General features: G+C 56.7%; 14 protein-coding genes. 9 read left to right on the top strand and 5 right to left on the bottom strand.

The genetic code is table 11. The features are described 5' to 3' along the window. The first annotated feature begins 8 nt into the window (after positions 1-8). The gene (gene argF, locus ABWV47_RS20100) at positions 9-935 is read left to right on the top strand and encodes an ornithine carbamoyltransferase (protein WP_353315129.1); all 927 of its coding nucleotides are present in this window, start codon (positions 9-11) and stop codon (positions 933-935) included. Between the two features lie 149 nt (positions 936-1084). Further along, the gene (locus ABWV47_RS20095) at positions 1085-2149 is read left to right on the top strand and encodes a 2-dehydropantoate 2-reductase (RefSeq protein ID WP_353315128.1); all 1065 of its coding nucleotides are present in this window, start codon (positions 1085-1087) and stop codon (positions 2147-2149) included. Between the two features lie 17 nt (positions 2150-2166). Here ABWV47_RS20095 and ABWV47_RS20090 read toward each other — a convergent pair whose 3' ends face one another. The 4 genes from ABWV47_RS20090 to ABWV47_RS20075 all read right to left on the bottom strand — a co-directional run bounded on the left by ABWV47_RS20090 (position 2167) and on the right by ABWV47_RS20075 (position 7538). Further along, a complete protein-coding gene (locus ABWV47_RS20090; protein WP_353315127.1) occupies positions 2167-3648 on the bottom strand; it encodes an inorganic phosphate transporter in 1482 nt (493 codons plus the stop codon). A gap of 86 nt (positions 3649-3734) precedes the next feature. Next, positions 3735-4193, bottom strand: coding sequence for an NUDIX hydrolase (locus ABWV47_RS20085; RefSeq protein WP_353315125.1), 459 nt, complete (start codon positions 4191-4193; stop codon positions 3735-3737). Positions 4194-4302: 109 nt separating this feature from the next. Then, positions 4303-6747 (bottom strand): ATP-dependent helicase HrpB, encoded by a 2445-nt coding sequence (gene hrpB, locus ABWV47_RS20080; RefSeq protein ID WP_353315124.1) that lies wholly within the window; start codon positions 6745-6747, stop codon positions 4303-4305. 38 nt (positions 6748-6785) lie between these two features. After that, complete coding sequence (locus ABWV47_RS20075) at positions 6786-7538, bottom strand: DUF3108 domain-containing protein (protein ID WP_353315122.1); 753 nt, start codon at positions 7536-7538, stop codon at positions 6786-6788. Positions 7539-7572: 34 nt separating this feature from the next. On the opposite strand from ABWV47_RS20075, the gene meaB reads away from it, so the two are divergent. The 6 genes from meaB to ABWV47_RS20045 all read left to right on the top strand — a co-directional run bounded on the left by meaB (position 7573) and on the right by ABWV47_RS20045 (position 11653). Further along, complete coding sequence (gene meaB / locus ABWV47_RS20070) at positions 7573-8544, top strand: methylmalonyl Co-A mutase-associated GTPase MeaB (protein ID WP_353315243.1); 972 nt, start codon at positions 7573-7575, stop codon at positions 8542-8544. 101 nt (positions 8545-8645) lie between these two features. Then, entirely contained in the window at positions 8646-9311 is a 666-nt protein-coding gene (locus tag ABWV47_RS20065; RefSeq protein ID WP_353315121.1) for a DAPG hydrolase family protein, read from the top strand. A gap of 179 nt (positions 9312-9490) precedes the next feature. Then, the gene (locus ABWV47_RS20060) at positions 9491-10177 is read left to right on the top strand and encodes a hypothetical protein (RefSeq protein WP_353315120.1); all 687 of its coding nucleotides are present in this window, start codon (positions 9491-9493) and stop codon (positions 10175-10177) included. Positions 10178-10342: 165 nt separating this feature from the next. After that, complete coding sequence (rpmB, locus tag ABWV47_RS20055) at positions 10343-10633, top strand: 50S ribosomal protein L28 (protein ID WP_353315118.1); 291 nt, start codon at positions 10343-10345, stop codon at positions 10631-10633. A gap of 103 nt (positions 10634-10736) precedes the next feature. After that, positions 10737-11096: a hypothetical protein gene (locus ABWV47_RS20050; RefSeq protein ID WP_353315117.1), complete on the top strand. Its 360-nt coding sequence runs from the start codon at positions 10737-10739 to the stop codon at positions 11094-11096. Between the two features lie 38 nt (positions 11097-11134). Continuing rightward, the gene (locus tag ABWV47_RS20045; RefSeq protein WP_353315116.1) at positions 11135-11653 is read left to right on the top strand and encodes a copper chaperone PCu(A)C; all 519 of its coding nucleotides are present in this window, start codon (positions 11135-11137) and stop codon (positions 11651-11653) included. Between the two features lie 121 nt (positions 11654-11774). Here the strand turns inward: ABWV47_RS20045 and ABWV47_RS20040 are convergent, their stop codons facing one another. Then, complete coding sequence (locus tag ABWV47_RS20040; RefSeq protein ID WP_353315114.1) at positions 11775-12479, bottom strand: NAD-dependent deacylase; 705 nt, start codon at positions 12477-12479, stop codon at positions 11775-11777. Between the two features lie 131 nt (positions 12480-12610). On the opposite strand from ABWV47_RS20040, the gene ABWV47_RS20035 reads away from it, so the two are divergent. Then, complete coding sequence (locus tag ABWV47_RS20035) at positions 12611-13057, top strand: low molecular weight protein-tyrosine-phosphatase (protein WP_353315113.1); 447 nt, start codon at positions 12611-12613, stop codon at positions 13055-13057. Positions 13058-13148: the final 91 nt, after the last annotated feature.

Below are 13148 nucleotides of genomic sequence, written 5' to 3'. Positions count from 1 at the left end.
CCAGAGCGATGAAACATTTTTTGGATATTCACAAAACGGATGTTGATGACCTGCGGGGCATGATTGACAGCGCCAAGGCGATCAAAAATGCGCGCAATGGCCGTCCCAAGGGCGCGCCGGATGATGATCAGCCGTTGAAAGATCACATGGTCGCGTTGATTTTTGAAAAACCGTCGACGCGGACACGTGTGAGCTTTGATGTCGGTGTGCGTCAGATGGGCGGACAGACCATGGTGCTGTCAGGCTCCGAAATGCAGTTGGGTCACGGGGAAACCGTGGCAGACACCGCTCGCGTGCTCAGCCGCTATGTGGATCTGATCATGATCCGAACCTTCGAAGAAGCCACACTTTTGGAAATGGCGGAACACGCCACAGTGCCGGTGATCAATGGGCTGACCAATCGCACGCACCCCTGTCAGATCATGGCGGACATTCTGACGTTTGAGGAACATCGTGGCCCGATTGCGGGCAAAAAAGTTGTCTGGTCGGGGGACGGCAACAACGTGTTTGCCAGTTTTGCCCATGCGGCCGGTCAATTTGGGTTTGACCTAACCTTCACCGGTCCTGAAACCTTGGACCCAGAAGCGGTGTTTGTGAATGAAGCGCGCGCCAAAGGTGTGAAGATCGAAATCGAACGTGATCCGGTGAAAGCTGTTCAGGGCGCGGATCTTGTGGTCACGGACACTTGGGTGAGCATGCATGATGCGCCGTCTGCACGGGAGCGGCGGCACAATCAGTTGCGCCCCTATCAGGTCAATCAAGAGTTGATGGGCCATGCAGCAGATGATGCTGTTTTCATGCATTGCTTGCCAGCGCATCGTAATGAAGAGGCCACAGACGCCATCATGGACGGACCAAATTCCGTGGTCTTTGATGAGGCGGAAAACCGGCTTCACGCGCAGAAGGCCATTATGAAGTGGTGCCTGCAAACGTAACGAAACGTCCCTAGGTTTTTGAAAAGGCGCGAAAAATCTTCGCGCCTTTATGCTGTGTTTGTGGCGCGTTTGTGCCGATGGTCGCTTGAAAAGTGACGAAATTAAAAATTTGCCCCAGTTTTGCCTCAAACTGTCCTTAGCCAAAAGGCATGACAGAACAAGGGAGCACACTTGGGATGGGTGACGCGCCAAAAAGACGAAGCTATCCACGCATTGTTGTTGCCGGAGCCGGGAGTATCGGGTGTTTTGTTGGAGGCATGTTGGCGCAGGGTGGTCACGATGTCACGTTGTTCATGCGCGAAGCGACCATGGAAGAGATCTCCAAACATGGATTGCTGCTTACGGACTTTGACGGTTTGGATGTGGAGCTGGCCGGGGATCGGTTTGCCATGGACACGCAGGCTGCGTGTTTGGCTGGGGCCGACATTGTATTGGTGACCGTTAAAAGCGGGGCGACAGAGCGTATTGCCGCGCAAATAGCGGAATATGCACCGCAGACCGCTGTTGTGGTCAGTTTGCAGAACGGGGTTCAGAACGTTGAATTGCTGCGTCGGGCATTGCCCAACCACGACGTGCGTGCCGGTATGGTGCCTTTCAACGTGCTGTGGGTCGGCGGAGGCCGCTTTCATCGGGGCACCAGTGGTGACATCTACATCGACAAAGGCAAAGGCCACATCGCCCGGCTCATGAGTTTGCCGGGGTTGGAGATGCATGAGCATCGAAATATGACCGCTGTGCAGTGGGGCAAGCTGCTGGTCAATTTGAACAACGCCCTAAATGCGTTGTCTGGGGTGCCACTCAAACAACAAATCGGAGATATGCGGTGGCGGCGCTTGATGGCGGCACAAATGGACGAGGCCTTGGCGGTGTTGCGATGTGCGGGTATTGGCACGCAGAACCCTTTTGCGGCGCTGCCAATGCGTGCGGTGCCCTATGTTTTGAGATTGCCGACCTGGGCGTTTCGCTGGCTGGCCAAAGCGATGTTGTCAATTGATCCCACAGCGCGCAGTTCGATGTGGGAGGATCTAGATCGCGGACGCAGCACTGAAATCGAGGAGCTTCAGGGGCGGATTGTACGGATGGCCGCAGACCAAGGCATGTCAGCCCCAATCAACAGTGCGGTTGCCGCACTGATACGCGAGTCTGAAACACTGGGCGCAGGCGCGCCACAGATGCGACCGCAGGAAGTGCGCGCGCGGATCAAAGCCCGATGAAACGGCGGTGGGTGCAATCAGTTGGCCAAGCCGCTGAGCAGAAAAAAGATCATTGCTGACATAGCCGCCGCTGCGGGTACAGTGATGATCCAAGCCGCGACAATGGTCATGAAATGGCTGCGGCGCACCAGTTTGCGGCGACGACGTTCTTCTGTTGCCATTGGTTTTTCTGGCGCGCTCTGCACGGTGGTTTTGCGGCGACGGCGCTCTGCGTCCCATTCCCGGTAGAAGCCCACACCAAATATTCCGCCAACCGCGATATGGGTGGAGCTGACCGGCAGGCCAAGCCATGAGGCCACAATCACGGTCAATGCCGCAGAGAGCGCCACACAATAGGCGCGCATCGGGTTCAGCTTGGTGATCTGTTCACCGACCATACGGATCAGTTTGGGGCCAAAAAGGAACAGGCCAAAGGAAATGCCGAAAGCGCCAATGATCATGACCCAACTTGGGATGGAGACCTTGGCGGCGATGTCGCCAAACTCGGCGGCATGCACAATGGCTGCCAGAGGGCCAACGGCATTGGCCACGTCGTTTGCGCCGTGGGCAAACGACAGAAGAGCGGCGGAGAACACCAACGGGATGCCGAACAGAATTTTTAGCGATTTGTTGCGGTTCTCTAGGCCTTCGGATTGACGGCGGATGAGCGGGGCTGAGACTACGTAGAACACGCCACCCACCGCGACACCAATCAACAAGGCGGTCTGGATGTCGATCTTCACGATGCGTTTGAGACCTTTGAGCGCCAGATAAGAGGCAAACGCGGCAGCCATGATGCCGATCAGAACCGGGACCCATCTGCGCGCGGCCGCAATTTTGTCGTCCTGATAGATGATTTTGGTTTTGATAAACGCCAAGAAAGCGGCTGCAATCACGCCACCCAAGACCGGGGAGATCACCCAAGAGGCGGCGATTTTGGCCATTGTTGGCCAATTCACGGCGGCAAATCCAGCGGCAGCGATACCAGCGCCCATGACGCCCCCCACCACAGAATGAGTTGTGGAAACCGGCGCACCGACCCATGTCGCAATGTTCACCCAAAGGGCTGCGGAAATCAGAGCGGCCATCATGGCCCAAATGAAAATAGCAGAGCTGCCAATGCCAGATGGATCAATAATACCCTTGGAGATCGTCGAGACCACATCCCCGCCCGCCAAAAGTGCGCCCGCACTTTCAAAGAAGGCCGCAATGACAATCGCACCGCCCATTGTGAGCGCATTTGCCCCCACCGCCGGACCCATGTTGTTGGCCACATCGTTTGCGCCAATGTTGATCGCCATATAGGCGCCAAACCCTGCCGCTGCGATGATGATCATCGTGTTGGATTGAGCACCTGTCAGCAGGCCTGCAAGGACACCTGCCACAACAATGAAGGCCAGCGCGATTCCCAAACCCACCATGGGGCGTGAGACATACAGCGTTGCGGATTCAAGGTGTGAAATGCGGTTCAGGTCGCGGTCCAGAGTGGACCATTTTTTTCCAGCGTTTGGCGCGGGCATGGTTGATCTTCCAGCGTTGTTTGCACGGCCATAGCCCCAATGCGCCTTTGTCGCAATGGAGATGTCATAAATCCGTTACAAAAGTATCACAAAGCGCGCAGCATGTCCTGCAGCTGCGGCTCATGCACCATTGCGGCCGCTTCTTTGGGAGCAACCCATTTTCGCGTACGTGCGCTGGCCTCAGGATACACGTCGGTCAAGGTCTCCACCTGTGTTTCAAACACAGTGACATCCACACCGATTTCCAGCCCGCCATCCAAACGTTTGTCGTATGCGTATGTGCCAAGGGGTTGTTCGTTGACGTTTGCCTTTTTTACGCCCGCTTCCTCCCACGCTTCCTGCAGCGCAGCGCCGGCGGCATCTAGGCCGGCAATCGGCCAACCTTTGGGCAGAACCCAACGCCCGGTGTCACGGGATGTGACCAACAGCACCTGCCGTGTATCGCCGGTGCCACGGGTGCACAGCGCAGCGACTTGAATGCGGCGCGGCCGGCGCCAAAGAGGCACAAGCACGTTTTCAAACGCAACTTTGAAGGCATTGGTCATTGGGCTGCTCAGGTCGTTTCTTTTTGTTTGCTATAACGGCATGTTATTTTGTCGTGACATTGTATATACATTGTCTTGTGGGGAAATACAAGACGTGCTTGAAAATACGTTATTTTTGTCGACGTTTTGCGCGTAGGGTCGGGTCAACCTGGGTGGGATCGTCTGGCCAAGGATGCTTGGGGTAGCGGCCCCGCATGTCTTTGCGAACGTCCGCGTAGGAGCTTGCCCAGAAGCCGGGGATATCCAGTGTGGTTTGCACAGGTTTGTGACCGGGTGACAACAGGGTGACGCGCAGAGGTGTGTTGCCCACCATCGGATGGGTTGTCTGGCCAAAGAGCTCCTGTAGGCGCAAAGAAATTTCCGGATGCTCACCTGCATAGTCGATGGGAATTTTGCGATCCAAAGGTGTGGTGAAGTGGGCAGGGGCAAGGCGATCCACCAACTGCATTTGGGACCAATCTAGCCGTGCGCGCAGGGCATCCAGCAGTTCGAACTTTTTCCAATGCTCGGCGGTTTTTACCCCTTTGAGATGCGGCAAAAGCCAGGTTTCGATTGTAGACATCAATGCCTCGGGTGTCATGTCGGGCAGGTCATGTCCCGCAGTGCGGATCAACTCGACACGCGCAACAAATCGATGTGCTGCGGCAGAGAACGTAAAGCCAAGATCGCGCACACCCTCCAGCATGGCGGCGGCGATGGCCTCCTGTGTGGCGTCTTTCCAGATGCGGTCGTCTAACGTGACCGCGCCAAACATCTCTTTGCGTCGCATCACCACACGGCGCTCGCGTTTGGACCAGACACATTGGTCTTGCCAGACAATCTGATCGGGGAAGAGGTCGCGGACTTGCGCCTCTGAAATTTGGATGGCCTGCCGGATGCGCGCTTCACGTGGGTTGCCATCGGTGTCGGTCACCACGATGAGCCGAGCAGAGGCCATTGGGTCACTGTCCTCCATCACCACACCTTTGCCGCCTGACAAGACAAAGCGCGGGGCATCGCCTTTGCGGTGCAGCCCTATACGATCCGGGTAGGCGAGGGCGGCAAGCTCTGCTGCGCTGCGCTGCGCGCGGTCTTGGCCGGTGGTGGCCCGTTTGAGCCGTTTGGCTTCATCCCGCAGGATGTGAAGTGCACCGCGATTGACTCCGTATGGACGGCGATCGGTGAAGGTTTTCAGATCGTTCAGCGCCTCAAGCCGCAAAGACAAATCCACCGGCGCACCGCGTGTCAGGGGATCACGCGCTGCCAAGAGCGCGGCCATAGGCGCGGCTTGCGGGCCTGCTACCGTGAGCATATGCGCCAGACGCGGGTGCAGCGGCACCTTGGCAATCGCTTTGCCATGCGGTGTGATACGGTTGTCCGCTCCTAATGCGCCAAGCATCTGCAACACGCTCTGCGCCTCTGCAAAGCTGCCCGGGTTTGGGGGGGTGAGCAGCGCCAGATCAGCAGGAGCGGCGCCCCACAAAGCGAGCTCAAGCGCCAATCCGGTGAGGTCTGCGGCCTCAATCTCTGCAGGGGGGTAGGGTAGCAGTCCGCCTTCTTCACCTTTGGTCCACAGCCGGTAACAGATACCTTCCGCAACGCGGCCCGCGCGGCCCTGTCGCTGCGTGGCTTCTGCGCGGGTGACGCGTTCGGTGACAAGGCGCGACATGCCAGAGCCGGGATCAAATCGCGCCCGCCGCGCACGGCCCGCATCCACCACCACGCGCACGTCCTGAATGGTGAGCGAGGTCTCCGCAATGGAGGTGGCGAGCACAACTTTGCGCCCCGTCTCAGCAGGACGGATGGCGGCTTGTTGATCTTTGAAGGGCATGGCTCCGAAAAGGGGATGTATCGTGCAGTCAGGCGGTAGTTTCAGCAGGGATTGGGTGCGCCGAATTTCGCCTTCTCCCGGCAGAAAGACCAGAAGGCTGCCTTCGGTCTCATTGACGGCTTGGGTGATCAAGCGCGCAGTGGCTTCTTCCAGCCGCGTTTTTTTGGGAAGAGGTGCATCAAGCCAGCGGGTCTCAACGGGAAAGGTGCGGCCTTGAGATGTGATGACCGGCGCATCCCCCATGAGTTTGGCCACAGGCTCTGCATCCAGCGTGGCGGACATGGCTACAAGGATTAAGTCTTCGCGGAGTGCGTCGCTGATTTCCAAACATAAAGCGAGGCCAAGATCAGCGTTTAACGAACGTTCATGAAATTCGTCAAAGATCACCGCACCGATGCCTGACAGTTCCGCATCCGATTGGATCATGCGGGTGAGTATGCCTTCGGTGACCACCTCGATCCGGGTGGCCTTGGAGGTTTTGCTGTCGCCGCGTACGCGGTAGCCCACTGTCTCGCCCGTCTTCTCGCCAAGGGTCTGCGCCATGCGTTCTGCCGCAGCACGGGCCGCAAGACGGCGCGGCTCCAACATTAAAATGCGGTCTTGGGTGAGGTTGGCCTCTAGCATTGCCAGCGGCACAACAGTGGTTTTACCAGCGCCTGGCGGTGCCTGCAAAACAGCGCGGTTGTGGACTTTAAGCGCGCTTAGCAAAGGGGCGAGCGCGTCGTGAATGGGCAAGTGCGTCATGGCCGTGTTATCGGCCAGCGCGCCAGCGGCGTCCAGCCTCACTGTTGTCTGATAACCTTGGCCTTGCCGTGGCGCGACGTCAGGCGCACCTCTTGGGCGCGCCAGACCGCGCCCTCTTTGCGGTAGGTGATCGACAGGGGAGAGGTCTTGAGCTCGGCCAGCTCTTCGGCGGAGTACCCGCCAATCCGGTCATATTTGCCTGAGCAGGTGACCAAATCGGCGTCATTGTGGCGGGTTCTTAACGTGATCCGCACAAGGCGTGTGCCGTCAAATTGGGTCTGGGTGATTTGGCACAGGGACGTTTCTGATTGATCACGCAGTGTCAGCCACATCATGCTGAGCGGGTCAAATGCGCCTTTGGTGGCCGCGGCTGGGATCGGCACTTCGGGGTCTTGTGCGCCTTGGGTTTTCACGAGCACGCCATTTTGCCGCCGCAGGCTGGTTTGTGACACTCGTTTGCCTGTATCGATTGCGCCATCGTAGGTGCGCGGTTGCATCGTACCTTGGCGCAGTACACCTGCCCCGGAAATGGTAAAGCGGACGCGGCGCAGCACTCCTGCCAGACCAGTTGTTTTGAAGTTGCTGGTGCCAGAGTAACTATTAGCGGTTTGCGTGGCTGAAAGGTGCAGCTCGCCAACTTTGAGGCCAAAGGCATGGACTGACCAAAGCTGGTTTTGCTCTTCGGCCTGTGTTGGCACAGACCAAAAAGATGCGGCACAGAGCAGCAGAACGGTCAATCCAACCCGCAGTATTGGCGGCTGGGCTGGACAAGACGGGGCGGAGCGCGGCATGAAGTCTTCCAAACAAAGGGCACAGGTGCTGGCCATGGATATCGCAGATTTGCGTGACAGAATACTGAAACAAGAGCGCCGCGCTTTGGCGCGCGCGATTACGTTGGTGGAAAGTGGCCGTGAAGACCACCGTCAGCAGGCCAGCGCGCTTTTGGAAAGTCTGCGCGAATCGGGAAAGCATGCGCTTAGGGTTGGTCTGTCCGGCACACCCGGCGTGGGGAAGTCCACGTTCATTGAGAGTTTTGGCATGATGCTGACCGGATTGGGGCTCAAAGTGGCGGTTTTGGCCGTTGATCCTTCGTCTGCACGCAGTGGTGGCTCCATTTTGGGCGACAAAACCCGCATGGAACGCCTAAGCCGTGACAAAAACGCGTTTATTAGACCTTCGCCTAGCCAGACACATTTGGGCGGCGTCGCGCGGCGCACGCGTGAGGCGGTGGCGCTGTGCGAAGCAGCGGGCTTCGATGTGGTTTTGATTGAGACCGTGGGGGTCGGGCAATCAGAAACCGTGGTCGCCGAGATGTCGGACCTGTTTCTGTTGCTGCTGGCTCCGGCTGGAGGGGATGAACTTCAGGGTGTCAAGCGCGGGATCATGGAGATGGCGGACATAATCCTTGTGAATAAGGCAGATGGCGCGTTGAAATCCACGGCCATGCGGACCTGCGCCGACTATGCTGGTGCGTTGCGCCTGTTGCGCAAACGACCGCAAGACCCTGAGGGGTTTCCGAAAGCGATGACAGTATCCGCTTTGGAAGAGGACGGGCTTGCAGGTGCGTGGGCCGAAATGTCGGCACTGATCGCTTGGCGCAAAGAAGAGGGGCACTGGGCGTCGCGTCGCGCGGGGCAGGCACAGTTTTGGTTTCATGAAGAAGTGCGTCAGGGATTGCTGGCGCAACTCAATCACCCGTCTGCCAGAGACAGCTTGGCAGCATTGGATGCGGAAGTCGCATCCGGCCGTATGACGCCTTCGCAGGCCGCACAGCAGATGCTTGCGCAAATGTCGTAGCTGGCGCATGATTTTGGCAGCGAAGTCGGATGAGACACCTTTGAGCGGTCTCAGACGGAGGCCAAGATCATATGCCTATGCGAGGAAAACGCGCGACTGACATGCCGACCCCACGGCTTTTTGACTGGCCGCAGCGGCTTTTAAAGCACGCCCATACGTCCTTTGTTCAATTGCCCGATGGGCGGGTGGAATTGGAAGTGCGTCACAACACACTCAAGCATGTGACACCTGACATGTTGGCTTGGTGGTTCAGCGTCTACCCGTTTCAGAAAGTGACCCATGAAGATGCGACGTTTCAGGCATTCTTGCTTTGGCATCTGCGCGATCATATTGCGATCACCCCATCTGATCCACAACGCGAAGCACCGCAAAAACCCGGGGACCGTTTTGTCATTGAGGAGGCCTTTGCCTGTATTCCCCGGTACCGTGGAACTGAGCACGTAACCGTGTCGCAATGTGATAGCTCAGTGTATGCTGTTTCCATTCACAGGTTGGGTATTTTGGTTGCAGCGCTAAGGTACGATTTTCAGGCAGCCGACACCGGTACGGATGTGGTGACACGACTTTGGATCGGTGCTGAACGTGGCCCCTTCAGGTCTTTGGTGAACAACTGGATCGTGTCGGTTTTTTTTGACACATCGAGAAGCGAAGCGTGGATGCAACATAATGTAGAAGAGGTTGGTAACCTGGATATGTTTCTACCGGACCTGTACGCCAAACGTGCCGAGGGCGCGATCATTCAAATCAAGAATTTACCGGCCCCTTGAGGCAAAATACGAGAGCCGCACTGGCCCCATGCAAAGTGCATGCCGCATTTTATGTGGCTAATTCGTAAGGGTTTTCTTGCGTTATCGACGCCGAATTTGCAGGATGGAAATAGATATATAAGAATTTTGGGTATGATTTGACGCTGGAGAGGTCGAGCGAAAGAGCAAGGAAACATCGGATGAATTTGCCAGAAGTGAGAGACTTTGGATGGGAACTAAGAAGACTCGACGACGGGTTCTCGAAGGTCACGCTCTTACCTGATGGCCGCACTCTGTTTGAAGTCGAACATGCCCCAGTTCGGGATGTCACTACGGACATGTTGAGTTGGTGGTATGGGGTATATGCCGATTTGAAGCTGGTGATTGATGAACAAATGTATCCAGCGTATTTGGTTAGTCACCCGTTAGATCACATTTCCCTGAGAAGCGAAAAAAAGGACAAGGATGGCCCTTTGTCGCCGGGGGATTTTATCACGCTTGTGGAAGCCTACGGTCGAAACCCGCAACATTCGACCAACGAGCGTCTCGAAGTGACACAGCGCGATAAGAAAAAATTTGCGCTGCGCGCAAGCCGTCGCGGCATCACTGTTGCGGACGTGGAGTTTGTGTTTGTGGACGGGCCGGACGGAGCAGAAGTCAAAAACAAGTTAACCGTGGGCGTGGAGAACGGTATTTTGAAGCCGTTGGTGAACCGGTGGATCGTGCCATGGTTATACAACGAAGACAGAAATTACGCTTGGGTGCGACATAGCATCGAAGAGATTGGCAACTTCGAAAATTTCCTTCCAGATATCTATGCCCGGCGTGATCAAGGTATGGTCATCTCTTGGAACCGCAACAGCCTGTCGGATACGGTGCTCTGTTGATGTCCGCAGTGATCCGCAAATTACAATTATCGCGGTCTGAATCACTTGACGCCCCTGCCAAATGGGCCTAATGACGCCAAACGAATTTCCGGGCGCAGCCTAGGCGGCGCCCATCTGCTTTGACGGGGTCTATGTCCCCGTGGACCGAAAAACGAGGATAAGCCCATGTCGCGCCGTTGCGAATTGACCGGAAAAGGCCCGATGACGGGCAACAACGTAAGCCACGCAAAAAACCGCACCCGTCGTCGGTTTCTGCCAAACCTGAATGATGTGACTCTGCAGTCTGAGGTTCTGGGTCGTGGTTTCAAACTGCGCATCTCTGCAGCAGCGCTGCGCACTGTGGATCACCGTGGTGGTCTGGACGCGTTCATGGCGAAAGCCAAAGACACTGAGCTGTCTGACAGCGCTCTGAAGCTGAAAAAAGAGATCGCCAAAGCACAGGCCGCAACCGCCTGATCTTACGGATCTTTCTGATTTTATTGAACAGCCTCGCATCCCTGCGAGGCTGTTTCTTTTTGTCACGCTTCACAATGCGTTTCGGGCGTGTCTATATGCCCCTGTGATGTTGATTTTGCGCACATATGTAACGCTGCTTCTGGTGGCTGTGCTTGTCCTGACCGGACACAGTTTGGCCATTGCGCGCGGCATGCCCGGCGCAGCGGGCTATGCGGAGTATTGTATCGGTCAAAGTGCTGTGATGGTGCCGGTCGACGCCGAAGGCAATCCAACCGGTGCGCCACATCTATGTCCCGATGTCAGCCTGTCGCTGCTCAATTGGGTGGAGATGGCGCCGGAATCTACTTTTGCCATTGATGGAGCAGCCCGATCAATCGGTGTTGAAGCAGGGCGCTTTCCAAATGTGATTCGACTGGTGCTCTCCAGCGCGCGGGCGCCGCCCGTCGGTGTGTCTATTCTTTGAACCAACCAATGAGACACAGTTACGGACAGGAGAGCATTATGTCCTTCAAATCACTTTCCCTTGCAGCGGTTGCCGCTGTGGCCCTCGCATTGCCTGCGATTGCTGACGGCACCATCTCTGTGAACGACGCTTATGCGAGGGTGGCCACCAAAATATCCAAGTCGGGCGCGGCCTTCATGATCATTGAGAACACGGGCACAGAAGACGACCGACTGGTGTCTGTGAGCTCTGATGTTGCCAAGCGCACCGAGTTGCATACCCACAAAGAAGACACAAATGGCAATATGCAAATGATCCACGTTGAAGACGGCTTTGTGGTCCCGGCTGGTGGCATGCATGGGTTGGCACGTGGTGGTGATCACGTGATGTTCATGGGGCTCATGCGCGGTTTGGAACATGGTGATGTGGTGACCGTGACCCTGACCTTTGAAAACGCGGGTGACGTTACCCTCGAGGTGCCTGTGGATCTGGAGCGCAAACCAGATCATGGCCAGATGAAGCACGGTGATCATTCCGGCCATGACGACCATTCAGATCACAGCGGTCATTCTGACTAAGGTCTGGAAACGGCGTTTGACCTCACGCCCGACCTGGCCGGCCAAAGGCCTGTGACAAAACGCATAAAGGCCACCGACATCGGTGGCCTTTATTGTGCAAATGTTCTGTCGGACTGTGGCCCTAGGCGCGGTTGCGGGTCAGTTCGTGGTTCACCCAAGCGGGCACAGTCTCGGAGGCTGCCCCAATAACCACTTTACCAAAGCGCGCCGCTCCAGAGGAGGGTGCCAAGTTGAGTTCCACGGTATGTGCCCCGAGGCCGTCAGCTTCAGCAACAAAATTGGCGGCCGGGTAGACTTCACCAGAGGTGCCGATCGCGGCAAAAACGTCAGCTGAGGCAAGCGCGTCGGATATTGCTTTCATCCCATAGGGGATCTCCCCAAACCACACCACATCAGGCCGTGTTGCCAGCGCACCACAGCGCGGGCAGGGATCATCCGGCCACATCTCAGTTGGGGCCTCCCACCTGTGTCCGCATTCATTGCATAAGGCGCGCTCCAACGCGCCGTGCATATGCAGCACGTTGCGGCTTCCAGCTTTTTCATGAAGCGCATCGACGTTTTGCGTCACGATCATCAGGTCGCCATTGAGTTCTTGTTCCAGCTTGGCCAGCGCCAAATGCGCCGCATTGGGCTGCGCGGCTGAGGCCTGTTTACGCCGTGCGTTGTAGAAATTGTGCACCAGCGTTGGGTTGCGGGAAAATCCCTCGGGCGTTGCCACATCCTCAATAGCGTGTTGGGCCCAGAGGCCGCCTTCGTCACGGAAGGTGCCAAGGCCACTTTCCGCGCTGATTCCTGCGCCGGTCAAAATGACGATGTTTGTGCGCATGATGTACCTTTTGCGTAGGATCGCGTCATCTGGTGTGCTGCCACTTTTGCAAGAAGCCCGCCGGGCCACAAGTCTGCTTGACGTGTTGGTGGCAAGCGTCACAATCGTGACAACAAACAGAAAGCGCCATCATGAGAGTTTTGTTCGTCTGTCTTGGCAACATTTGTCGTTCCCCAGCCGCAGAGGGTGTGTTTCGTGCGTTGACCAAGTCAACAGAGGTGGACAGCGCAGGAACCGGAGGCTGGCATGTGGGTGATCCACCATATGAACCGATGCAGCACGCAGCACGCGCGCGGGGGTATGCGCTTGGTGACTTGAGAGCACGTCAGTTTGTCGTCGCAGATTTTCACCAGTTTGATTTGATTGTCGCCATGGACAGCAACAATCTTGCCGACATTGAGCGTTTGCGCCCCGCCGGAAGCGAGACCCCTGTGCGGCTATTCACCGAATTCGCCCCCGAGAGCGGGGCCAAAGCGGTGCCTGATCCCTACTACACCCGCGATTTTGAGGGGGCTCTGGATTTGATTGAAATCTGCGCACGCGCGCTGACCACTTCGCTTCAAATGCAGGCATCGTGAGCCTCTAAATTTCAAAAAACGAAAGATGCAACGTGGTGTTCTCAAAGCATGACAGGGCGCGCTTGCCATAGACGCTTGGTGGCTGACACGG

The sequence above is a fragment of the Shimia sp. NS0008-38b genome, from assembly GCF_040370365.1.
Lineage (GTDB): Bacteria > Pseudomonadota > Alphaproteobacteria > Rhodobacterales > Rhodobacteraceae > Shimia.
This window is presented reverse-complemented; position numbering and strand designations above follow the sequence as displayed.

Excerpts from the sequence above, each read along its gene's own strand:
- argF (WP_353315129.1), top strand. The coding sequence starts at position 9 with ATGAAACATTTTTTGGATATTCACAAAACGGATGTTGATGACCTGCGG.
- ABWV47_RS20095 (WP_353315128.1), top strand. The coding sequence starts at position 1,085 with ATGACAGAACAAGGGAGCACACTTGGGATGGGTGACGCGCCAAAAAGA.
- ABWV47_RS20090 (WP_353315127.1), bottom strand. The coding sequence starts at position 3,648 with ATGCCCGCGCCAAACGCTGGAAAAAAATGGTCCACTCTGGACCGCGAC.
- ABWV47_RS20085 (WP_353315125.1), bottom strand. The coding sequence starts at position 4,193 with ATGACCAATGCCTTCAAAGTTGCGTTTGAAAACGTGCTTGTGCCTCTT.
- hrpB (WP_353315124.1), bottom strand. The coding sequence starts at position 6,747 with ATGACGCACTTGCCCATTCACGACGCGCTCGCCCCTTTGCTAAGCGCG.
- ABWV47_RS20075 (WP_353315122.1), bottom strand. The coding sequence starts at position 7,538 with ATGCCGCGCTCCGCCCCGTCTTGTCCAGCCCAGCCGCCAATACTGCGG.
- meaB (WP_353315243.1), top strand. The coding sequence starts at position 7,573 with ATGGATATCGCAGATTTGCGTGACAGAATACTGAAACAAGAGCGCCGC.
- ABWV47_RS20065 (WP_353315121.1), top strand. The coding sequence starts at position 8,646 with ATGCCGACCCCACGGCTTTTTGACTGGCCGCAGCGGCTTTTAAAGCAC.
- ABWV47_RS20060 (WP_353315120.1), top strand. The coding sequence starts at position 9,491 with ATGAATTTGCCAGAAGTGAGAGACTTTGGATGGGAACTAAGAAGACTC.
- rpmB (WP_353315118.1), top strand. The coding sequence starts at position 10,343 with ATGTCGCGCCGTTGCGAATTGACCGGAAAAGGCCCGATGACGGGCAAC.
- ABWV47_RS20045 (WP_353315116.1), top strand. The coding sequence starts at position 11,135 with ATGTCCTTCAAATCACTTTCCCTTGCAGCGGTTGCCGCTGTGGCCCTC.
- ABWV47_RS20040 (WP_353315114.1), bottom strand. The coding sequence starts at position 12,479 with ATGCGCACAAACATCGTCATTTTGACCGGCGCAGGAATCAGCGCGGAA.
- ABWV47_RS20035 (WP_353315113.1), top strand. The coding sequence starts at position 12,611 with ATGAGAGTTTTGTTCGTCTGTCTTGGCAACATTTGTCGTTCCCCAGCC.